Source organism: Thauera sp. 2A1 (assembly GCF_009469595.2).
Classification (GTDB): Bacteria; Pseudomonadota; Gammaproteobacteria; order Burkholderiales; family Rhodocyclaceae; genus Thauera.
On the sequence record NZ_SSXV01000003.1, the window covers coordinates 152386 to 172985 of the forward strand.

The 20600-nt window shown below is 68.2% G+C and carries 19 protein-coding genes and 1 tRNA gene; 6 read left to right on the forward strand and 14 right to left on the reverse strand.

What is annotated here, in order from left to right; genetic code table 11:
• Positions 1–42 precede the first annotated feature (42 nt).
• From GH664_RS04345 to parC, 5 genes are all read left to right on the forward strand, one after another.
• Entirely contained in the window at positions 43–534 is a 492-nt protein-coding gene (locus tag GH664_RS04345; protein WP_153166901.1) for a flagella synthesis protein FlgN, read from the forward strand.
• 81 nt (positions 535–615) lie between these two features.
• Positions 616–2604: a DNA topoisomerase IV subunit B gene (locus GH664_RS04350; protein ID WP_153166902.1), complete on the forward strand. Its 1989-nt coding sequence runs from the start codon at positions 616–618 to the stop codon at positions 2602–2604.
• A gap of 380 nt (positions 2605–2984) precedes the next feature.
• Positions 2985–3215, forward strand: a complete 231-nt coding sequence (locus tag GH664_RS04355) for an antitoxin (RefSeq protein WP_153166904.1) — start codon at positions 2985–2987, stop codon at positions 3213–3215.
• On the forward strand, positions 3212–3652 hold the full coding sequence (locus tag GH664_RS04360; RefSeq protein ID WP_153166905.1) for a type II toxin-antitoxin system VapC family toxin: 441 nt from the start codon (positions 3212–3214) through the stop codon (positions 3650–3652). Before GH664_RS04355 ends, GH664_RS04360 begins: the two co-directional genes overlap by 4 nt.
• The gene (gene parC / locus GH664_RS04365; RefSeq protein WP_153166906.1) at positions 3649–6105 is read left to right on the forward strand and encodes a DNA topoisomerase IV subunit A; all 2457 of its coding nucleotides are present in this window, start codon (positions 3649–3651) and stop codon (positions 6103–6105) included. Before GH664_RS04360 ends, parC begins: the two co-directional genes overlap by 4 nt.
• A 77-nt stretch (positions 6106–6182) precedes the next feature.
• Here the strand turns inward: parC and motD are convergent, their stop codons facing one another.
• The 9 genes from motD to GH664_RS04410 form a co-directional block, all read right to left on the reverse strand.
• Positions 6183–7058 carry a flagellar motor protein MotD gene (gene motD, locus GH664_RS04370; protein WP_153166907.1) on the reverse strand — a complete coding sequence of 292 codons (876 nt, stop codon included), beginning with the start codon at positions 7056–7058 and terminating at the stop codon, positions 6183–6185.
• A gap of 35 nt (positions 7059–7093) precedes the next feature.
• A complete protein-coding gene (locus GH664_RS04375; protein WP_153166908.1) occupies positions 7094–7834 on the reverse strand; it encodes a flagellar motor protein in 741 nt (246 codons plus the stop codon).
• A gap of 29 nt (positions 7835–7863) precedes the next feature.
• Positions 7864–8634 (reverse strand): RNA polymerase sigma factor FliA, encoded by a 771-nt coding sequence (locus GH664_RS04380; protein ID WP_153166909.1) that lies wholly within the window; start codon positions 8632–8634, stop codon positions 7864–7866.
• A gap of 125 nt (positions 8635–8759) precedes the next feature.
• Complete coding sequence (locus tag GH664_RS04385; protein ID WP_153166910.1) at positions 8760–9557, reverse strand: flagellar FleN; 798 nt, start codon at positions 9555–9557, stop codon at positions 8760–8762.
• 1 nt (position 9558) lies between these two features.
• Positions 9559–11052 carry a flagellar biosynthesis protein FlhF gene (gene flhF / locus GH664_RS04390; protein ID WP_153166911.1) on the reverse strand — a complete coding sequence of 498 codons (1494 nt, stop codon included), beginning with the start codon at positions 11050–11052 and terminating at the stop codon, positions 9559–9561.
• 177 nt (positions 11053–11229) lie between these two features.
• Entirely contained in the window at positions 11230–13329 is a 2100-nt protein-coding gene (flhA, locus tag GH664_RS04395; protein WP_153166912.1) for a flagellar biosynthesis protein FlhA, read from the reverse strand.
• Positions 13330–13382: 53 nt separating this feature from the next.
• Complete coding sequence (flhB, locus tag GH664_RS04400; RefSeq protein ID WP_153166913.1) at positions 13383–14525, reverse strand: flagellar biosynthesis protein FlhB; 1143 nt, start codon at positions 14523–14525, stop codon at positions 13383–13385.
• A 155-nt stretch (positions 14526–14680) separates the two neighbouring features.
• Entirely contained in the window at positions 14681–15139 is a 459-nt protein-coding gene (locus GH664_RS04405; RefSeq protein WP_153166914.1) for a DUF192 domain-containing protein, read from the reverse strand.
• 42 nt (positions 15140–15181) lie between these two features.
• On the reverse strand, positions 15182–15760 hold the full coding sequence (locus GH664_RS04410) for a pseudouridine synthase (protein WP_153166915.1): 579 nt from the start codon (positions 15758–15760) through the stop codon (positions 15182–15184).
• On the opposite strand from GH664_RS04410, the gene GH664_RS04415 reads away from it, so the two are divergent.
• Positions 15759–15884, forward strand: coding sequence for a hypothetical protein (locus GH664_RS04415; RefSeq protein WP_255424904.1), 126 nt, complete (start codon positions 15759–15761; stop codon positions 15882–15884). The two genes, GH664_RS04410 and GH664_RS04415, sit on opposite strands and share 2 nt — an antisense overlap.
• On the opposite strand, the gene GH664_RS04420 is transcribed toward GH664_RS04415, so the two are convergent.
• From GH664_RS04420 to bioA, 5 genes are all read right to left on the reverse strand, one after another.
• Positions 15870–15959, reverse strand: a tRNA-Ser gene (locus tag GH664_RS04420). The genes GH664_RS04415 and GH664_RS04420 overlap by 15 nt on opposite strands.
• Positions 15960–16037: 78 nt before the next feature.
• Entirely contained in the window at positions 16038–17051 is a 1014-nt protein-coding gene (bioB, locus tag GH664_RS04425) for a biotin synthase BioB (protein WP_153166916.1), read from the reverse strand.
• Positions 17048–17788: a dethiobiotin synthase gene (bioD, locus tag GH664_RS04430; RefSeq protein ID WP_153166917.1), complete on the reverse strand. Its 741-nt coding sequence runs from the start codon at positions 17786–17788 to the stop codon at positions 17048–17050. Before bioD ends, bioB begins: the two co-directional genes overlap by 4 nt.
• Positions 17785–19005 carry an 8-amino-7-oxononanoate synthase gene (gene bioF / locus GH664_RS04435; RefSeq protein ID WP_153166918.1) on the reverse strand — a complete coding sequence of 407 codons (1221 nt, stop codon included), beginning with the start codon at positions 19003–19005 and terminating at the stop codon, positions 17785–17787. The genes bioD and bioF overlap by 4 nt, the downstream gene beginning before the upstream one ends.
• Entirely contained in the window at positions 18971–20398 is a 1428-nt protein-coding gene (gene bioA, locus GH664_RS04440) for an adenosylmethionine--8-amino-7-oxononanoate transaminase (protein ID WP_153167002.1), read from the reverse strand. Before bioA ends, bioF begins: the two co-directional genes overlap by 35 nt.
• Positions 20399–20600: the final 202 nt, after the last annotated feature.

Sequence of the window (20600 nt, forward strand, 5' to 3'; positions counted from 1 at the left end):
CCAAGCACCTGAAATCGCCGCGACGAGCCGCACAGCCGGTCGATGAGCCGCCCTGCTCCAACACCGACTCCCGCCGACACACAGCGCCTGGCGTTGCTGGTCGAGGCCGAGCTCATCCAGTTGCGCGAGTTCATCGCCATCCTCGAACGGGAGGAGGCCTTGCTCGTGTCCGGCGACAGCGACGGGCTCATTGCGCTGGCGCAGGAGAAGAGCGACCGTTACCGCCAGTTGCAGCGCCTGCACGACGATCGCGCCTTGCTGCTCGCGCGCCTGGGCCGGCCGGATTCCGACGCCTCGATGCGCGAGCTGTGCGCCGGGCTGCCACGCGTCATCGCGCGCTGGGCCGAACTGCTCGAACTGGCACGCATCGCGCGCGACCGAAATGCGATCAACGGCAAGCTGATCCTCGAGCGCATGGCCACCAACCAGGCCGCGCTGTCGGTGCTGCTCGCAGCCGCGGATCAGGCGCCGCTCTACGACGCCGAAGGCCAGGCGCATCCCATGCGCGGCGGCCGCATGCTGGGCAGTGCCTGAACATTCATTCAGTCATCACGGCAGTTCGCAGCGCGCCTCTGCTATCCTTGCGCCCTTCGTGAAACCCGACGGGCACGCGGCATGGCTGGCAAGCAAGATACCCCCAAGCAGTACGACGAATCCTCCTTCCGCGTCCTGAAAGGACTCGAGCCGGTGCGCGAGCGCCCCGGCATGTACACCCGCACCGACAGCCCGGCGCACATCATCCAGGAAGTGATCGACAACGCCGCCGACGAAGCACTCGCCGGCTTCGCGAAGAAGATCCACGTAACGCTCCATCTCGACGGCTCGGTCACCGTGGCCGATGACGGCCGCGGCATCCCGGTCGGGCTGCACCCCGAGGAAGGCGTGCCGGTGGTCGTGCTCGCCTATACCCGGCTGCACGCCGGCGGCAAGTTCGACAAGCGCGAGGGCAACTCGGCCTATGCCTTCTCCGGCGGCCTGCACGGCGTGGGCGTGTCGGTGACCAATGCGCTCTCCACCCGCATCGAGGTCGAGGTGAAGCGCGAGGGCAAGATCCACCGCATCGACTTCGCCGACGGCGGCGAGACGATCAGCCCGGTACGCGTGGAGGGCGATTGCGGCCGCCAGACCGGCACCCGGGTGCGGGTGTGGCCGGATGGCAAGTACTTCGAGTCGCCGCGCGTGCCGATGAGCGAACTCGAGCGCCTGCTGCGCTCGAAGGCGGTGCTGCTGTCGGGGGTGAATGTGCGGCTCGACATCGAGCAGGCGAGCGGCCCGGCGCTGAGCAAGACCTGGTCCTACCCCGAAGGCCTGGCCGGCTACCTGAAGGAGCTCGCCGGCGACGTCGAATCGGTGGCGCCGATCTTCACGGCGGAGAAATACGCCGAAAAGGACGACCCGACCTTCGCCCCCGGCGAGGGCGCGGCCTGGGCGCTGGCCTGGTTCGAATCCCCCGTGCCGAGCGAGTCCTACGTCAACTTGATCCCGACGGTGAATGGCGGAACCCACGAATCCGGCCTGCGCGCCGGCGTGTTCGAGGCGATGAAGTCCTTCATCGACCACCACACCCTGCTGCCGCGCGGCGTCAAGCTGCAGCAGGAGGACGTATGCGGGCGCATGAGCTTCGTGCTGTCGGCGCGCCTGCTCGACCCGCAGTTCCAGGGCCAGGTGAAGGAAAAGCTCAATTCGCGCGAAGCCGTCAAGCTCGTGTCGGCGCAACTGCGCGACCCGTTCGAGATCTGGCTCAACAACCACGTCGAGGCCGGCAAGGCGATCGCCGAGCTGTCGATCAAGCAGGCGCTGGCGCGCCAGAAGAGCGCGCAGAAGGTCGAGAAGAAGAAGACCTCCGGCGTCGCGGTGCTGCCCGGCAAGCTGTCGGACTGCGAATCCGAGGACCTCGCCGACAACGAGCTCTTCCTGGTCGAAGGCGACTCCGCCGGCGGCTCGGCCAAGATGGCACGCAACAAGGAAACCCAGGCCATCCTGCCCCTGCGCGGCAAGGTGCAGAACGCCTGGGAGATCGATCCCGACCGCCTGTTCGCCAACGCCGAGATCCACGACATCGCGGTGGCGCTGGGCGTGGATGCGCACAAGGCCGACAGCGAGGTCGACCTCTCGGGCCTGCGCTACGGCAAGGTCGTGATCATGTCCGACGCCGACGTCGACGGCGCGCACATCCAGACCCTGCTGCTCACCTTGTTCTTCCGCCACTTCCCCAAGCTGATCGAGCGCGGCCATGTGTATGTGGCGCAGCCGCCGCTGTACCGTGTCGACGTCCCCGCCCAGGGCAAGAAGCGCCCGCCGCGTCGCCTTTACGCGCTCGACGAGGGCGAGCTCGCGGCGATCCGCGAGCGCCTGGAAAAGGAAGGCTTCAAGCCCGACGCGATCGAGATCGGCCGCTTCAAGGGCCTGGGCGAGATGAACCCCGACCAATTGCGCGAGACCACCATGGACCCCGCCACCCGCCGCGTGCTGCCGGTGAAGGTGCGCAACGGCGCGCTCAAGGACACGCTGAAGATGTTCACCCTGCTGATGGGCAAGGGCGAGGCCTCGGGGCGGCGGGCGTGGATGGAGGAGAAGGGCGACAGCGTCGAGGCGGATGTCTGAGCGGGAGTCGAGCCCCGAGTCCGGCTGTACGGGAAGCGCGATTCACGAAACGACGTCACAACTTCGCCGATCAAATGCAGACGATTTCGTACAGCGAGGCAAGAAGGCGCCTCCCAGCCCTACTTCGACAAGTGGCCTGCGGCCATACATTCGTCGTCGTTCGCAAAGGTCTTCCCATCGCCATCATTAAGCCCCCGTACCGAATTGGTTCTGGCCACGACCGATCCTACGCCCGTGCGCGGCTATTCGAACGGCTCGGTCATGTTTCTCCGGCGGGAGCGCGTAGCTGGAAGCGGGATGAACTCGACCGCTTTTCAGAAACCTGAACCCACCCCGAAAAGATATATACTGATGGTAGATTCCAAACAAAGGAGGATGCCATGGACACTGCAAAGCTCTTCATCAATGGCCGAAGCCAGGCGGTGCGTCTTCCCAAGGAATTTCGTTTCGAGGGTGATGAAGTGATGATCAAGCGTGTAGGTGACGCAGTCGTGCTGTTGCCACGTCACGGCTGGCGGACGCTGTTCGACGCACTCGACCAGTTCGAACCGGGGTTCGAGCTGGTCCGAGAGCAGCCGCTCCAGCAGGAACGCGAGGCGATCGCGCCATGAAGTACATGCTGGACACCAACATCTGCATCTACCTCATCAACCATCGTCCCGCCCACGTCCGCCGTCGCTTCGAAGCACATCCGATCGGGGACATCGGCATCTCGGTCATCACTGCCTGCGAGCTTGCATACGGCGTATCGAAGAGCAACTCGGCACGCAATCGCGCAGCGCTCGAGACCTTCCTGCTGCCGCTGGACGTTGCAGCCTTCGACGACACGGTGGTCTGGCGCTACGCCACGCTGCGCGCCGAACTCGAACGCAGCGGGCTGCCGATCGGAGCACTCGATACCCAGATCGCCGCGCACGCACTTGCGCTCGGATGCACGCTGGTCACCAACAACACGCGCGAGTTCGCCCGCATCGGCGGTCTGGCGCTCGAGAACTGGGTCGAGCCGCTGCTGCATGAACCCCTGGCACCTTACCTTTCCGCAACATGAGCACTGACACTCCCGATCTCTTCGACGCGCCCGAGGTACCCGCATCTGCGACGGCGGTAACCTCGTCCGCAAGTGCTGCGCCGACTACCACCGCGCCGATGCCAGCAGACGAAGGCGACACGCTGGCGGCCGCCACCGGCGCCGACCAGCCCCCGCCCCCTGCCCCGCCCGCCGACCCGGAGCGCGAACCCGGGGACGACGGCACGCTGGCGCTGGACCGCTACGCCGAGCGCGCCTACCTCGCCTACGCCATGAGCGTGGTGAAGTCGCGCGCGCTGCCGCAGGTCGAGGACGGCTTGAAGCCAGTGCAGCGCCGCATCCTGTTCGCGATGAACGAGATGCGGCTGTCGTCCACCTCCAAGCACGTGAAGTCCGCGCGCGTGGTCGGCGACGTGATCGGCAAGTACCACCCGCACGGCGACACCAGCGTCTACGACGCGATGGTGCGGGTGGCGCAGGACTTCTCGCTGCGCTATCCGCTGGTCGACGGCCAGGGCAACTTCGGCTCGCGCGACGGCGACTCGGCGGCGGCGATGCGCTACACCGAGTGCCGCCTGACGCCGATCGCCGAGCTGCTGCTGGCCGAGATCGACCGCGGCACGGTGGACTTCATCCCCAACTACGACGGCGCCTTCGAGGAGCCGCAACTGCTGCCGGCGCGCCTGCCCTTCGTGCTGCTGAACGGCGCCTCGGGCATCGCGGTGGGCATGGCCACCGAGATCCCGCCGCACAACCTGCGCGACGTGGCCGAGGCGACCTGCCACCTGATCCGCCATCCGGAGGCGACGCTCGATGACATCCTCGGCATCATCCCCGGCCCCGACTTCCCCGGCGGCGGCCAGCTCATCTCGACGCCGGAAACCATCCGCGAGGCCTACGCCAGCGGTCGTGGCAGCCTGCGCCTACGGGCGCGCTGGAAGATCGAGGAACTCGCCCGCGGCCAGTGGCGCGCGATCATCGAGGAGCTGCCGCACGGCGTGTCCGCCGCGCAGGTGCTGTCCGAGATCGAGACCCTGACCAACCCGCAGCCGCGCGCCGGCAAGAAGGAAGTCTCGCAGGAACAGAAGAACCTCAAGCAGCTCGTGCTCGGCGTGCTCGACACGGTGCGCGACGAATCCAGCGACAAGGCGCCGGTGCGCATCGTGCTGGAGCCGAAATCCAGCCGCCAGAACCGCGACGAGTTCATGGCGGTGCTGCTCGCCCACACCAGCCTGGAGACCTCGGCCTCGGTCAACATGACCATGATCGGCCGTGATGGACGTCCGCAGCAGAAGAACCTGGTGCAGATCCTGCGCGAGTGGATCGACTTCCGCTACGTCACCGTCGAGCGCCGTACCCGCCACCGCCTGGATGAGGTCGATCGTCGCATCCACATCCTCGAGGGCCGCATGATCGCCTTCCTGCACATCGAGGAAGTGATCCGCGTGATCCGCGAGTCGGACGAGCCCAAGCCGGCGCTGATCGCGGCCTTCGGGCTGTCCGAGATCCAGGCCGAGGACATCCTCGAGATCCGCCTCCGCCAGCTCGCCCGCCTGGAAGGCTTCAGGATCGAGAAGGAGCTCGCCGAACTGAAGGACGAGCGCGCCGGCCTGCAGCACATCCTCGACAGCCGCGCTGCGATGACCAAGCTGATCCTGAAGGAGATCCAGGACGACGCGAAGAAGTACGGCGACGACCGCCGCACCCTGGTGGAAGCCGTGGCCGCGGTGGCGCCGGCCGAGATCTCGGTGCCGGACGAACCGGTCACCGTGATCGTATCGAAGAACGGCTGGGTGCGTTCGCGCCAGGGCCACGGCATCGACCCCGCCGGCATCGCCTACAAGGCCGGCGACTTCGGCTTCGCGGTGATCGAGACGCGCACCACCTGGCCGCTGGTCGTCATCGACAGCAACGGCCGCGCCTACACGGTGAAAGTGTCCGACCTGCCTGGCGGGCGTGGTGATGGCGTGCCGATGGCGACGCTGGTCGAATTCCAGGACAACGGCAAGCTGGCGCAGGTCGTCACCGACACGCCGGAGTCGGTGTACTTCTTCGCCAACAGCGGCGGCTACGGCTTCCTGTGCAGCGTTGCGGATGCCACCAGCCGCCAGCGCGCAGGCAAGGCCTTCATGAACCTGGAAAAGGGCGAGAAGGTCCTGGCGCCGGCCAAGGCCTTCGGTGACTGGATCGCGGCGGCGTCCGAGAACGGCCGCATCCTGATCTTCCCCCGCCCCGAGATGAAGGCCCAGAGCGGCGGCCGCGGCGTGATCGTGATGGCGCTGGACGAGGGCGAGGCGCTGGCTGCGGTGGCGGTACCAGCCGACGACGCGGTGCTGAAGATCGAGGGAACCGGGCGTGGCGGCAAGGCGGTGACGATCGAGCTCAAGCCTTCACAGCGCGAGCCGCTGCGTCATCGCCGCGCACGCAAGGGCGCGCCGCTGTCACCCAAGGTCCGGCCAGAAAAGATGCTTTAGTGAAGCGCGTCGGGCTGCAAGGGGAACCCCATCGCGGCTGTCGCCGATTCCACCGGAGGCTCGCCCGGATCCGCGGCTTATCGGGTCGGGGCTGCAGCAGGCTGCTCGTTCGACGGGGCTTCGGCTGCGGGCGCCGCGGGCGGCAGGATGGCGCGGATCGGATCGTTCGGGGCGATCTGGCCCGGCGCGGAGGGCGCGACGTCTGCCGTGCGCGACTCGATCAGGATCGTCACGCGGCGATTGCGCGCCCGCCCCTCTTCGATGCTGTTGAGCGCGACCGGGCGCTGGTCCGCATAGCCGGCGGCGGTGAGGCGGTCGGGCGCAACACCGGTCTCGATGAACAGCCTCACCACCGAGGCCGCACGCACCGCCGAAAGCTCCCAGTTGGAAGGGAAGCGGGAGTTGGCAATCGGACGGTTGTCCGTGTGGCCCTCGACCATGATCGGGAACGACGCCTGCGCCAGCACCTCGCCGACCGAACGCAGGGCCGTCACTGCCTCTGCGCCGAGCACCGCCTCGGCCGGCGCGAACAGCAGGCTGGCGTTGATCTCGACGCTGATGCCGAACGCCCCCTCCGACACATTCACCTGCCCGTCCCGCGTCAGCGGCGACAGCACGCGCCGGATCTCCTCCGCCATGCTGCGCATGCGCTGTGCAGTCTCGCGGCGGCGGGTTTCCTGCTCCGGGGTCGCCGGCGCCATCTGCGCCGGTGCCATCGTGATCGGCTGCACGACGATCTGCTGGCCGCTGTCGTTGAGGTTGATGTTGCGGAAGGCCTGCACCATCGAGTCGGACAGTACGCGGTATTTGCCTTCGTTCACCGATGACAAGGAATACATCACGACGAAGAACGCGAACAGCAGCGTGATGAAATCCGCATAGGACACGAGCCAGCGCTCGTGGTTGTCGTGCTCCACGTCCTTCCTGCGCTCACGCCTGTCCCGACGTACCATCGATCGCCTCGCTGTCGCCGCCGCCTGTGGCCGGATCAGGCCACGTAGCCGCGCATGCGGCTTTCGACAATGCGCGGATTGTCGCCGTTGGCGATACCGACGATGCCATCGACGAACATCTCGCGCATCGTCGCCAGGGTGGAGATGTGTGCCATGAGCTTCTTCGCGACCGGCAGAAAGACGAGGTTCGCCAGGCCCACGCCGTAGATCGTGGCGACGAAGGCCACGGCGATGCCGGCACCGAGCCTGGACGGATCGCTCAGGTTCTCCATCACGTGGATCAGCCCCATCACCGCGCCAAGGATGCCGATCGTCGGCGCATAGCCGCCGGCGCCCTCCCAGATGCGCGCGGACTGCCGCATCTGGGCTTCCCACACGCCGATCTCCACCTCCAGCACCTCGCGCAGGCGGCCGGGCTCCACGCCATCGACCAGAAGCTGCAGCCCCTTGCGCATGAAGGGATCGGTGAGCCCTTGCGCACGGCTTTCCAGCACCAGCAGCCCTTCCTTGCGTGCGATCTGGCTCCAGCCCGCCACTTGCCCGATGATCTCCTCGTGGCTCAAGGCTGGCGGCATGAAGACCCACCGCGCCATGCGCACACCATCGAGGAAGGTCCGCAGCGGGCTTTGCAGCATCACTGCGCCCAATGTGCCGCCGACCACGACCAGGAAGGCGGTCGGCTGCACCAGCGACGAGATGTGACCGCCTTCCAGTGCCTGACCCAACAGGATGGCGGCAATGCCCAGGCTGAGGCCGACCAGGCTGATGCTATCCATGCGCGCGGGGCCTCATCATCGTTGCAGCATCAGGCCTGCGCCGCCTTCTTCGGCGGGCGGCCACGGCGCGCGCCGCCAGTCGCCGGCCCGCCGACACCCAATACCCGCGCCCGCAGGCGTGCAACCGCCTGGCTGTGCAACTGGCACACGCGCGACTCGGTCACGCCGAGCACCGCGCCGATCTCACGCAGGTTCAGTTCCTCGTCGTAGTACAGGCTCATGATGAGTTTCTCGCGTTCAGGCAGATCCTCGATGGCACGCACCAGGTTCACCCGCATGTCCGCATCCTCGAGAATGGCCAACGGGTTGGCCTCGGGCTGGCCGAGGTGGCGCTCGAAATAGTCCTCGCCCTCGCCATCGGTGAAATCCTCGAAATACACGAGCTGGTGGCCGCGCGCGTCCTGCAGCATCTGCTGGTATTCGAGCAGCGGTACCCCGAGCGACTCCGCCAGTTCCGTTTCCGATGGCGGCCGACCGTGCTGCTGCTCCAGCGCATGGATTGCGGCCTCGATGCGGCGCATGTCGCGGCGCAGGCTGCGTGGCAGCCAGTCGTTTTCGCGCAGACCGTCGAGCATCGCGCCGCGGATGCGCTGCACTGCGTAGGTCTCGAACTGCGCACCCAGCCCTTCCTCATAGCGGCCGATGGCGTCGAGCAGGCCGATCATGCCGTTCTGGACGAGGTCGTCGACATCGACACTCGCAGGCAGCTTCGCCATCAAGTGGAAGGCGATGCGCTTCACCAGGGGCGCATAGTTTTCAACCAGGTGCCCCTTGTCGAGTTTTCCGGCAGCGTCGTACATCCAGTCGGCCTGTGAGTGCTGTTGCGGCAGATGCGCAAATGCGCACCATCGCGATTGCGGGCCTGCATTTTCCCGCACTGTCGCGGGCATTACCAGCGGAGTCGATCACACTTGTCATTCATGCTTCAGGCAAGCGACCGCCCACCAGCCCCGATCCGCCCCCAGGCCGCGTATCGGCGCGCTGCCGGCGCCGCAATCGATGCACCGCGAGCCTCCTGCAGCGGGCGCGAGAGACCGGCCGCGAGATCGTCGCGCTCCACTTCACCGAGCCATGCAAGGGGCACGCCGACATGACGCTGCACCAGCGCATCGAGACTGGCGAAGAAGGCCGCGGCATCCGCCCTGCTGCGTGCGCGGCACACGGCGATATCGACCGATCCAGCGCCGCCGGCAGCGAGTTGCTTGATCGCCTGGTAGGCCTGGGTGGCGCCGCAGGCGCTGGCCTCCGCAAGCAGCACGCGGCGCGGCGCCGCATGCACGAATGGAGACGGTCCGTCCGCCGTGGCGCCGTCGGCGTGGATCAGCACGAATCCGGCGTGGCGGTGCAGGATGCGCAGCGCCTCGAACAGGCAGGCGCGGCGCGCATCGTCGAGCAGCGGCAGCGCGAGCGCCGCGGCGGCGGCCGGCACCCGTCCGAGCAGGCCCGGGACAGGCTGCAACACCGAGGCGAGGAGCGTGCGACCGTCCAGCAGTTGCAGCAGGTCGGGCCCCGCGTCCAGCCCGAGGGCTGCACCCAGCGCCGCCTCGCCCTCGGCCTCGTCGACGAGGAGCACGCGCTGCGCATGGCAGGCGATGCGGTGCGCGGCCAGCACCGCGTTCTCGGCACGCAACCGGCCGGTGGAATACAGGGCCACTACCTGCGGCGGCGCCTGGCGGAACAGCCGGCGCAGGCCGGCCGCCTGGTCCTCGCGCGGGTCGACCATGTCAGGCTCCCGCGCCAGCAGCCGCCAGCATCATGCCGGTCTCATCGTTGTCGAGGTGCCATGGCGACTCCGCCGACTGCTCGCGCATCGCGCGGTGCAGCAGGTAGGCGCGATTGGGAACGTGAAGGTCCTCCGGCACGCGCTGGCCATTGGTCAGGAACAGGATGTCGAGCTTGCGCCGGACCGCCACGTCGAGCGCGGGCGCCAGGGACGCTGCCTCGTCCACCTTGGTGAAGATGCAACCGGCCAGGTCGCCACCGCGGTAGGCGCGCACCACGTCGTCCAGCGTGTCGCCGCGGCAGGTGGCGTTCAGCAGCAGAATGCGGCGCACCTCGCCGGCGTCGGCCAGCATCCGCGCCTGTTCCGGCACCATGCGGTCGCGCTGGCTCATGCCCATCGTGTCGATCAGCACCATGTGCTTGTCGCGCAGGCCCGCCAGCGTCTGGCGCAACTCGTTGCCATCGCGCACGGCGAACACCGGCACGCCGAGGATGCGGCCGTAGATGCGCAATTGCTCCTGCGCGCCGATGCGGTAGCCATCGGTCGTGATCAGCGCAACGCGGCCGGCGCCATGGCGCACCACGCAGCGCGCGGCCAGCTTGGCGGTGGTGGTGGTCTTGCCCACGCCGGTTGGCCCGACCAGCGCATAGACGCCACCGCGATCGATCGGGTCGTCGTCGCTGGTGCGGGCGCGCAGCAGGCTGTCCAACGCCTTGCGCACCGCCGTGCGCCCTTCGCCCGGCGTCGCTTCATCCTTGATGACCTCGGCGAGCCGGCGCGACGAATCGGCGGAGAAACCCGCCTCGAGCAACTCGCCCATCACTGCGGCCCGCGCCGGCGCATGGCGGCGGGTGTCGCCCCAGGCGAAGCCGGCGAGCTGGCGTTCGATCATGCTGCGGATGCCGGTCAGCTCCTCCATCAGCCTGGCGTTGGCGTCCTGCAGCTCGCGCACGCGGTTATCCGCACCGCTGTCGGCGTTCCTGTCGGCGTTCCTGTCCGCGATGCCTGCCGCTGCACCCACCGGCGGCTGCGGCTCGATCCGCAGCGCTGCCGCGCGGGCGCGGGCGGCGCGCTCGGCCTGCGACGAGAGCAGGAATTCGGGCGTCTCGATGCGCGGCGGGCTGAAGGGGCGGATCACCGGCTGTGCCGCCGGGCGCGGCATCGCGGCTGGCTGGCTCTGGCGCACATTGGCGGCGAGATCGGACAGGCTGACGCGGAAGTCATCTTCGCCTGCGGGCATCGCGGGCTGCATGACCGACCGAGCCTGTGCCGCCTGCGGCGGGCGCGAGGACGCGTCCGGCGAGGCGGCCCTGCCGTCCTTGGCCCGCGCAGCGGCCGCCTGCAAGGCGCCAACCGCATCGCCGGGCAGGGCCACGATCTCGACGCCGCCTTCGACCGCGCGGTTGGACAGCACGATGGCTTCCGGACCGAGCTCTTCCTTGAGCGCGCGCAGGGCCTCGCGCGCGGTGGGGGCGAAATAGCGTTTCACGTTCATGGCGTCTCTCCCGGCGGCCGGACATCGGCCGCAGCTTGAACCGGATTATCGCCAGCTACCCGCGAGCGGCGAGACCCGAAAAAAGGTCCTTTCCCCCGTCAATTCGATCGAGGATCACCCGCGGTTCGACGCCGGAGTCCGCCGCGCCGGCTGACTGACCGGCACGGCGCACAGGAGTCAGCCCTGCGCACCGATCATCGCGGTGACGCGGATGGTGCGCGACTCGGGCACTTCATTGTTGGAGATGACCTTCAGCGTCGGCACCGCGCGGCGCAGGAAGCGCGACAGCAGCATGCGCAGTTGCGCCGGCACCAGCAGTACCGGCGGCAGGCCGACGTCCTCCTGGCGCTGGGCGATCTGCGCCGTCTGCCGCAGCAGCGTGTCGGCAAGGCCCGGCTCGATCACGCCGCCGTCGCCGCCCGAAGTCATCGCCTGCATCAGGATGCGTTCCAGACCCGGCTCGAGCGCCATCACCTGGACCTCGGCAGCGCCCGGGAACAGCGCCTGCACGATCGCGCGACCGAGCGCCTCGCGCACCCGCGCGGTAAGCTGAACCGGGTCCTGCGTGCGCGGCGCGTGCTCCGCCAGCACCTCGATGATGCTGCGCATGTCGCGGATGTTGACGCCCTCCTCGAGCAGGTTCTGCAGCACGCGCTGCACGGTCGACACCGGCAGCAGCTTGGGCACCAGGTCTTCCACCAGCTTGGGCGCCTCCTTGCCGATATGGTCGAGCAGCGCCTGCGTCTCCTGGCGGCCGAGCAGTTCGGCGGCATGGTTGAGGATGAGGTGGTTCAGGTGCGTGGCCACCACCGTGCTGGCGTCGACCACGGTGTAGCCCAGCGCGTGCGCCTGCTCGCGCTGCGCGGGCTCGATCCACACCGCCGGCAGGCCGAAGGCCGGATCCTTGGTCTCTCGGCCAGGCAGCGTGCCCGACACGCGACCCGGGTTGATCGCCAGGAACTGGCCCGGGAAGGCTTCGCCGCTGCCGATCTCGACGCCCTTCAGCGCGATGCGATAGGCATTGGGTCGCAACTCCAGGTTGTCGCGGATGTGCACCGGCGACGACAGGAAGCCCACCTCCTGTGCGAACTTCTTGCGCAGGCCACGGATGCGCTTGAGCAGCTCGCCATCCTGCGCCTTGTCCACCATCGGAATCAGGCGGTAGCCCACTTCCAGCCCGAGCACGTCCACCGGCGCAACGTCGCTCCAGCTCGCCTCCTGCGCCTCGGGTCCGGGGGCCGCCGCCACCGCCGGCTGCGCAGCGGTGGCGCTGGCGGCTTCCTCGGCGATCTTCTTGCGCTTCACCCATGCCAGCGAGCCCAGCGACAAGGCCAGCAGCAGGAACACGACGTTGGGCATGCCGGGGATGAGGCCGAGCACGCCGATGATGCCGGCGGTGAGCAGCATCACCTGCGGGTTGGAGAACAACTGGCCGATCACCATGCCACCGATGTCGGCGTCGTCGCCGACGCGCGACACCACCAGGCCCGCCGCGACGGAGATGATGAGCGCGGGGATCTGCGCCACCAGGCCGTCGCCGATGGTCAGCAGGGTGTAGTTGTGCGCGGCGTCGCCCACCGCCATGTTGTGCTGGATCACGCCGACGAACAGGCCGCCGATGACGTTGATCACCAGGATCAGGATGCCGGCGACCGCATCGCCACGCACGAACTTCGACGCACCGTCCATGGCGCCGTAGAAGTCGGATTCCTGCGCGATCTCCTTGCGCCGGCGCTTGGCTTCCTTCTCGTCGATGAGCCCGGCATTGAGGTCGGCATCGATCGCCATCTGCTTGCCGGGCATCGCGTCCAGGGTGAAGCGCGCGCTCACTTCGGCGATGCGCCCCGCGCCCTTGGTGATCACCACGAAGTTGATGATGGTGAGGATCACGAACACCACGATGCCCACCGCGGTATTGCCACCGACGAGGAAGTTGCCGAAGGCCTCGATCACCTTGCCTGCGGCGTCCGGCCCGGAATGGCCGTGCATCAGCACGATGCGGGTGGAGGCCACGTTGAGCGACAGCCGCAGCAGCGTGGTCACCAGCAGCACGGTGGGGAAGACGGAGAAGTCCAGCGGCTTCTTCGAATACATCGCCACCAGCATCACCATCACCGAGATGGCGATGTTGAAGGTGAAGAACACGTCGAGCAAAAAGACCGGCAGCGGCAGCACCATCATCGACAGGATCATGACGATGAGCAGCGGCGCCGCCATCGGCCGCAAGTTGGCCGGCGTCAGCAGTTGGCGGATGTTGAGCGTGTCGTTGGTGGCCATGCGTCAGGCCTCGCTGCGGAAGTTCATGTGCATGCTTTGCGGCAGGCGCCGCCTCATTCCTCGGGGACGCCGGGGTCCATGCCCTCGGGCACCGGCAGGTTCGTCGGCACCTGCGGCGGCAGTCCGCCGCCGGCAGTCCAGGCATCGAGCTGGTAGACGTAGGCCATCACCTCGGCCACTGCGGTGTATAACGCCGCGGGAATCGCCTGTTCGAGCTCGCAGTGCGCATACAGGGCACGCGCCAGCGGCGGCGCCTCGAGCAGCGGCACGTCGCTCTCCCTTGCGACCTCGCGGATCTTCAGTGCCAGTTCGCCGCGCCCCTTGGCGACGACGACGGGCGCGCCCATCCTGCCGGCGTCGTACTTCAGCGCCACCGAGAAGTGCGTCGGGTTGGTCACCACCACGTCGGCCTTGGGCACCTGGGCCATCATGCGGCGCCGCGCCATGTCGCGCTGCATGGCGCGGATGCGGCCCTTGATCTGAGGGTCGCCCTCCTGCTCCTTGCTCTCGCGCCGCACCTCGTCCTTGGTCATGCGCAGCCTGCTGTGGTACTGCCACAACTGGAAGGGCACGTCGATCAGCGCCAGCAGACCAAGGCTGGAGACGATCAGCAGCGCGGCGAAACCGACGGTGTCGGCAAAGTCGGGCATGCCGACTTCGAGCGGCTCGATCATCAGGTCGAACAGGTGCTCCTTGTTGTTCCACAGCACCGCCGCAGCCACGCTGCCCACCAGCAGCGACTTCAGGATGGCCTTCACCATCTCGGCAAAGCCGTGCAGCGAGAACATGCGGCCTATGCCCTGCAGCGGGTTCAGGCGGCCGAAGTTCGGCCCCAGCGCCTTGGGCGCGAAGACGAAGCCGCCGAGCAGGATGGGCGCCGCCACCGCAGCCACCATCAGCACGACGAACAGCGGCATCAGCATGAACAGCGCACTCTCGAGCTCCGCGTGCAGCGCGTCGAGCATCAGCGCGGGATCGAAGGCCCGCGCGCGCTCGAAGGCGAAGGCGCCCCGCACCAGCGCGAGCATGCGCGCCGCCATCCAGTCGCCCATCATCCACAGCGATGCAATGCCCGCCATGGTGACGAGGAAGGTCGACAGCTCGCGCGACTGCGGGACCTGCCCTTCCTCGCGCGCCTGCTCCAGCCTGCGTGGCGATGGCGCTTCTGTCCGTTCGAGATCGCTGTCTTCGGCCAAGGCCGGCTCCGGTGATCGTCCGCCGCATCCCCATGGATGCGGACGCCAGACGACGTGTGGAGATTATGGCCGTGGCACTTGCTGCGGCAGGAGCCGATAAAACGCAGGAAAGACCCGCTTTTCGAACTTTGCGTGAGCGGTGGCGGAAGCGGTGATCAGCGCGCGGGCGGCAGGCGGTCGATGCCGCGGATGCTGTCGCCCGGCTTCACGCCGCGCTCGCGGAACCAGCCGATGTTCATCTCCAGCGCGTAGCGCGCGGCGCCGGCAGCGCAGTGGTTGTCCTCGGTCTGCGGCTGCATGTCCTCGACGTTCAGCACCCTGCCCTTCGCATCGAGGAAAGCCACCGACAGCGGCAGGAAGGTGTTGCGCATCCACATGCAGTGGATTGCATCCTCGGGGAAGACGAACACCATGCCCCGCTGCAGCGGCATCATCTTGCGGTTCATCAGCCCTGTCTGCCGTGCCTGGAAGGTGCTCGCGACTTCCGCCTCGATGCGGTACATGCCGACACCCAGCTCGGCTACCGGCAGCTCGGCGCGTGCCGATGCCGCACAGACGACGGCGATGACCGCGGCGCCGAGCGCGCGCCGGATGAACTGCGAAGGAATGCCCATGTGCCCGCCCCTGAATCCGGAAGCCTGAAGTTGGCGCGGATTCTAGCGCGTTCGCGCAGGTCTCCGAATCGGCTCTGTCGGCGCCGGCTCCTCGCGCCACTGCCCGGGCAGCAGCCCCGCCAGCCGCCACGGTCCGATCGCCACTCGCACCAGGCGCAGTGTCGGCAAGCCGACCTTCGCCGTCATGCGCCGCACCTGGCGGTTCTTGCCCTCGCGCAGCACGATCTCCAGCCAGCTCGTCGGCACCGTCTTGCGATACCGCACGGGCGGGTCGCGCGGCCACAGCCAATCGGGCTCGGCTACCCGCCGCGCCTCGCACGGCTTCGTGACGAACTCGCCCAGATCCACCCCGCGCCGCAGTGCGGCGAGCGCCGCCTCGCCGGCCTCGGCCTCCACCTGCACCAAGTAGGTCTTGGGCAGCTTGTGGCGCGGATCGGCGATGCGGTGCTGCAGCGCGCCATCATCGGTGAGCAGCAGCAGCCCCTCGCTGTCGGTGTCGAGGCGGCCGGCGGCATACACACCGGGAATGCGGACGTAGTCCTTGAGCGTCGCGCGCCCCGCCTCATCGGTGAACTGGCACAGAACGCCATAGGGTTTGTTGAGGAGGATGAGTCGGGACATGGTCGGGATCGATGCCGAACACTGGAAACGCTCGCTCGGCCGGGATGACGGCCGTCTCGCGCCGCTGAAACGAAAAAGCGGCTTCCATGGCCGCTTTTTCCTGATCTCCTGGCGGAGGCGGTGAGATTCGAACTCACGAGGGGCGTAAACCCCTGACGGTTTTCAAGACCGTTGCATTCAACCGCTCTGCCACGCCTCCGAAGCGCGCGGAGTATACACCACGGTATGCACCGTGCACCACGGCCGGACCCGCGCCTCCCCAGGCGCGGGCGGCCAGTCAGGCGCCGCCGCCCTGGATGCGCATGTCGAGGCGGTCGAGCAGTTTGCGGTCGCGGCCGGTCTGCGGGTTGGGGGTGGTCAGCAGGCGGTCGCCGTAGAACATCGAGTTGGCACCGGCCATGAAGCACAGCGCCTGCAGCGCCTCATCCATCTCTTCGCGCCCGGCCGACAGGCGCACCATCGAGCTCGGCATGGTGATGCGCGCCACCGCGATCGTGCGCACGAACTCGAAGGGGTCGATCGGGTCGGTGCCGGCGAGCGGCGTGCCTTCGATCGGCACCAGGTTGTTGATGGGCACCGACTCGGGGCAGGGATCGAGGTTGGCGAGCTGGGCGATGAGCGCGGCACGGTGGGTGCGCGATTCGCCCATGCCGACGATGCCGCCGCTGCACACGTTGATGCCGGCGCTGCGCACGTTGTCCAGCGTGTCGAGGCGGTCCTGGTAGGTCCGGGTGCTGATGACCTTGCCGTAGTACTCGGGCGCGGTGTCGAGGTTGTGGTTGTAGTAGTCGAGGCCGGCGTCCTTCAACTCCTGTGCCTGCTCCGCGTCGAGCATGCCCAGCGTCATGCAGGTCTCCAACCCCATCGCCTTCACCTCGCGCACCATGGTCGACACCTTCTCCATGTCGCGCTCCTTGGGCGAGCGCCACGCCGCCCCCATGCAGAAGCGCGTCGCACCCTGCGCCTTGGCAGCCTGCGCGGCTTCCAGCACCTCGTCGAGCGGCATCAGCTTGCTCGCCTTGACCTCGGTGTCGAAATGCGCCGATTGCGAGCAGTAGCCGCAATCCTCGGCGCAGCCGCCGGTCTTGATCGACAGCAGCGTCGAGAGCTGGATCTCGTTCGGGTCGAAGTGCTCGCGGTGCACCTGTTGCGCGCGGAACACCAGCTCCATGAAGGGCAGCGCGAACAGCGCCTCGACGTCCTCCACGCGCCAGCGTTGCGGACGCTCCGGCTGCTTGCTCGGTGCGGATCGACGCAGGGCGTCGGGTGAGATGGTGGCGATGGTGTTCATGCTGTGTCCCTCTGGGTGTGTATGGTGTCGAAGATCGCGTGCAACGCTGGCACGTTGAGATAAGGATAGATCGCTTCCGGCGTCGGGTCAGGCAGGCGCGGCACCAGGCCGAGGCAGGGTGCCGCCCCCAGGCCGTGGGCAAGCGCGTCGAGGTTCTGCGCCACGTAGGGCAGGTGCGGATCGACGGTGTTGGCCACCCAGCCGCACAGCTTCAGGCCGCGCGCGCGAATCGCTTCCGCCGTGAGCAAGGCGTGGTTGATGCACCCCAGCCGCACGCCGACCACCAGCACTACCGGCAGGCCGAGATCGCGGGCGAAATCGGCACTGTCCCAGCCGCCGCCGAAGGGTACACGAAACCCGCCCACCCCTTCCACGATCAGCAAATCGGCACGATCGGCGAGCGCATGCACCGTAGCCAGCAGCGCATCGCGCCCGATGTCCCGCCCTTCGAGTTCGGCGGCGATGTGGGGCGAACAGGCTGCCTCGAACTGGAAGGGACCGACCTCCGCCGCGGTGAGGGCGATGGAACTGGCCGCGCGCAGGGCCGCGACGTCCTCATTGATGCGCTCGCCGCCGATGTCGTCCATGCCGGCCGCCACCGGCTTCATGCCGGCCACGCGCGCGCCGCTCTTGGCAAAGGCCTTCACCAGCGCCGCGGAGACGCGCGTCTTGCCGATCTCGGTGTCGGTGCCGGTGACAAAGAGCCCGCGCAATGCGGATCGTGTCGAGGAGTTCATGTGGGATCTTCCTGATCAGCCAGATCTTCGAGCGCGGCGCATAGCCGTTCGACGTCGGCGTCGCTGTGGGCGGCGCTCAGCGTGATGCGCAGGCGCGCGGTATTGGCCGGCACGGTCGGCGGCCGGATCGCGGGCACCCACAGGCCGCGTGCATCCAGCCCGGCCGCCAGCGCAAGCGCCGCAGCGTTGTCGCCGACGATCAGCGGCTGGATGGCGGTGCCGGATTCGGCCAGGCGCCAGCCAAGGTCGGGATGACGATCGATGATCGCCTGCAGCCCCGCACGCAGCAGGGCAATGAGTTGCTGCAGGTGGCCGCGCCGCCGGGTGCCCTCCTCTCCCGCGATCAGCGCGATGCTCGCGCGCAGGGCATGAGCCAGGGCGGGCGGCGCGGCGGTCGTGTAGATGTAGCTGCGCGCCATCTGCACCAGCGCGTCGATCACCATCGGATGCGCGGCGACGAAGGCGCCGCCGATGCCGGCGGCCTTGCCCAGCGTGCCCATATAGATGAAGCGCTCGCTCGCCAGCCCGAAGTGCGCCAGCGCGCCGCGCCCCTGCTCGCCGAGCACGCCGAAGCCGTGCGCGTCGTCCACCACCAGCCAGGCGTCGTGGCGCTCGGCCAGCGCCAGCAGTTCGGGCAGCGGCGCGAGGTCGCCATCCATGCTGAACACCGCGTCGGTGACGATCAGCTTCACCGGCGTGTCGCAGGTGGCCAGCCGCGCCTCGAGCAGATCCGCGCGGTTGTGCGGGTAGCGCCACATCTTCGCCTCGGCCAGCAGGCCGGCGTCGATCAGCGAGGCGTGGTTGAGCTTGTCGGCGAAGAGGGTCGCGTCGCCGTCACCGAGCGTGGTGAGCAGGGCGAGATTGGCCATGTAGCCGGTGCAGAAACTGAGCGCCTCGCAGCCGGGGATGCAGGGTGCGAGCAAGGCTGCGAGGTCCTCCTCGAGCGCCGCGTGCGCGCGGCCGTGCCCGCTCACCAGATGCGAGGCACCGCTGCCTGCTCCCCACTGCCGCGCGCCATCGGCCAGCGCCTCGATGACCGCAGGATGGTTCGCCAGCCCGAGATAGTCGTTGCTGCAGAAGGCCAGCATGTCGCGCGTGCCACCTTCGCCCGCCACACGCTGGTGCGGCGCGCAGGGCGTCTCGGCGATGCGGCGGCGGCGCTGCAGCGAGGCCGCCTCGCGCTCACGCAACCGGCGGTTCAGGTGTGCGAGCAGCATGGATGTCGGGGGTCCGGGCCAGGGTGGCGTCGAGCGTCGCCAGCGTGCGCTGGGCGAGCCACTGCGCGAGCTCCTCGTCGAGCACGTAAGGTGGCAGCAGGTAGACGGTGCGGCCGATCGGGCGAATCAACAACTCACGTTCTCGACCCGCAAGATGGAAGCGCTCGGCGAAACGCTCGCCGACGAAAGGCTCGCGCACGTCGAATGCCCAGATCATGCCGCGGTGGCGCAGATGCTCGACGCGGGCGTCTTCGCGCAGGGGCGACAGCGCCTCGGTGAGCGCCTGACCCACCACACGGTTCTGCATCAGCACATCGTCGTCGGCGAAGCGGTCGAGCACCGTCAGCGCTGCGCGGCAGGCCAGCGCGTTGCCGGTGTAGGAATGCGAATGCAGGAAGCCGCGCGCCACATCGTCGTCGAGGAAGGCCCGGTAAACGGCATCGCGCGTCATCACAAGCGACAGCGGCAGATAGCCGCCGCTGATGCCTTTCGACAGGCACACGAAATCCGGCCACATGGGCGATCCGCCCGCCTGCGCGGCCTGCTCGAAGGCGAAGAAAGTGCCGCTGCGGCCGCAGCCGACGGCGATCTCGTCCGCAATCAGATGCACGCCGAACTCGTCGCACAGCGCCCGCAGGCCCCTGAGGTAGGCCGGATCGTGCATCGCCATGCCGGCGGCGCACTGCACCAGCGGCTCGACGATCAGGGCGGCAATGTGCTGGTGGCGCAATTTGAACAGCGCGCGTACTTCCGCCAGTGCCCGCGCGGCGACGTCGGCGGCGGACTCGCCTGCCAAGGCCTGGCGCGCGTCCGGAGACATCACCATGTGGGCGCGCAGCAGCAGCGGATCATAGGCGTCGCGGAACACCTTGACGTCGGTGACGGCGAGCGCGCCCAGAGTTTCGCCGTGGTAGCCCTGGTGCACGCAGACGAACTCGCGCTTGGCGTCGTGCCCGCTGTTGCGCCAGTAGTGGAAGCTCATCTTGAGCGCGATCTCGACCGCCGAAGCGCCGTCGCTGGCATAGAAGACGTGCCCGAGGACGCCGTCCGTGAGCGCCGACAGCCGCTCGGCGAGTTCCACCGCCGTGCCGTGGGTGCAGCCGGCCAGCATCACGTGCGGCAGGCGTTCGAGCTGGTCGTGCAGCGCGGCGTTGATGCGTGCATCCGCATGACCGAACAGGTTCACCCACCACGAGCTGTTGGCGTCGAAGTAGCGGCGGCCGTCGTAGTCTTCCAGCCAGGGCCCTTTCGCGCGCGCGATCGGCAGCGGCGGCACGGCCGTCATCGCACGCTGCATCTGCGTGCATGGATGCCAGACGTGCGCAAGGCTGCGTTGCTGCCAGGCACGATTGAGGCTGGCGTCGCTGGAGGCTGGAGGCGTGACTGCCGGAATCAATGTACAGCGCCTTTCATTTTGAATTCATAATTACGGAATCTAATCGGGCCTGTTGCGCCGCGTCAAGCCGCTGTCCGGCCGTGGGCACCAGCAGGTGCCCGCCAATGTCATCAGGCCATGACGCGGGAAACACCGCGGCCCTTCAGTTGGCGGCCGCCATCCGCGGCCGGCCGCGGACCGTGCTCGCATCACCGATCGG

Bases quoted from the DNA above. Each gene is read 5' to 3' on its own strand.
- GH664_RS04345 (WP_153166901.1), top strand. From the start codon at position 43: ATGAGCCGCCCTGCTCCAACACCGACTCCCGCCGACACACAGCGCCTG.
- GH664_RS04350 (WP_153166902.1), top strand. From the start codon at position 616: ATGGCTGGCAAGCAAGATACCCCCAAGCAGTACGACGAATCCTCCTTC.
- GH664_RS04355 (WP_153166904.1), top strand. From the start codon at position 2,985: ATGGACACTGCAAAGCTCTTCATCAATGGCCGAAGCCAGGCGGTGCGT.
- GH664_RS04360 (WP_153166905.1), top strand. From the start codon at position 3,212: ATGAAGTACATGCTGGACACCAACATCTGCATCTACCTCATCAACCAT.
- parC (WP_153166906.1), top strand. From the start codon at position 3,649: ATGAGCACTGACACTCCCGATCTCTTCGACGCGCCCGAGGTACCCGCA.
- motD (WP_153166907.1), bottom strand. From the start codon at position 7,058: ATGGTACGTCGGGACAGGCGTGAGCGCAGGAAGGACGTGGAGCACGAC.
- GH664_RS04375 (WP_153166908.1), bottom strand. From the start codon at position 7,834: ATGGATAGCATCAGCCTGGTCGGCCTCAGCCTGGGCATTGCCGCCATC.
- GH664_RS04380 (WP_153166909.1), bottom strand. From the start codon at position 8,634: ATGTACGACGCTGCCGGAAAACTCGACAAGGGGCACCTGGTTGAAAAC.
- GH664_RS04385 (WP_153166910.1), bottom strand. From the start codon at position 9,557: ATGGTCGACCCGCGCGAGGACCAGGCGGCCGGCCTGCGCCGGCTGTTC.
- flhF (WP_153166911.1), bottom strand. From the start codon at position 11,052: ATGAACGTGAAACGCTATTTCGCCCCCACCGCGCGCGAGGCCCTGCGC.
- flhA (WP_153166912.1), bottom strand. From the start codon at position 13,329: ATGGCCACCAACGACACGCTCAACATCCGCCAACTGCTGACGCCGGCC.
- GH664_RS04405 (WP_153166914.1), bottom strand. From the start codon at position 15,139: ATGGGCATTCCTTCGCAGTTCATCCGGCGCGCGCTCGGCGCCGCGGTC.
- GH664_RS04415 (WP_255424904.1), top strand. From the start codon at position 15,759: ATGGTCGGGATCGATGCCGAACACTGGAAACGCTCGCTCGGCCGGGAT.
- GH664_RS04410 (WP_153166915.1), bottom strand. From the start codon at position 15,760: ATGTCCCGACTCATCCTCCTCAACAAACCCTATGGCGTTCTGTGCCAG.
- bioB (WP_153166916.1), bottom strand. From the start codon at position 17,051: ATGAACACCATCGCCACCATCTCACCCGACGCCCTGCGTCGATCCGCA.
- bioD (WP_153166917.1), bottom strand. From the start codon at position 17,788: ATGAACTCCTCGACACGATCCGCATTGCGCGGGCTCTTTGTCACCGGC.
- bioF (WP_153166918.1), bottom strand. From the start codon at position 19,005: ATGCTGCTCGCACACCTGAACCGCCGGTTGCGTGAGCGCGAGGCGGCC.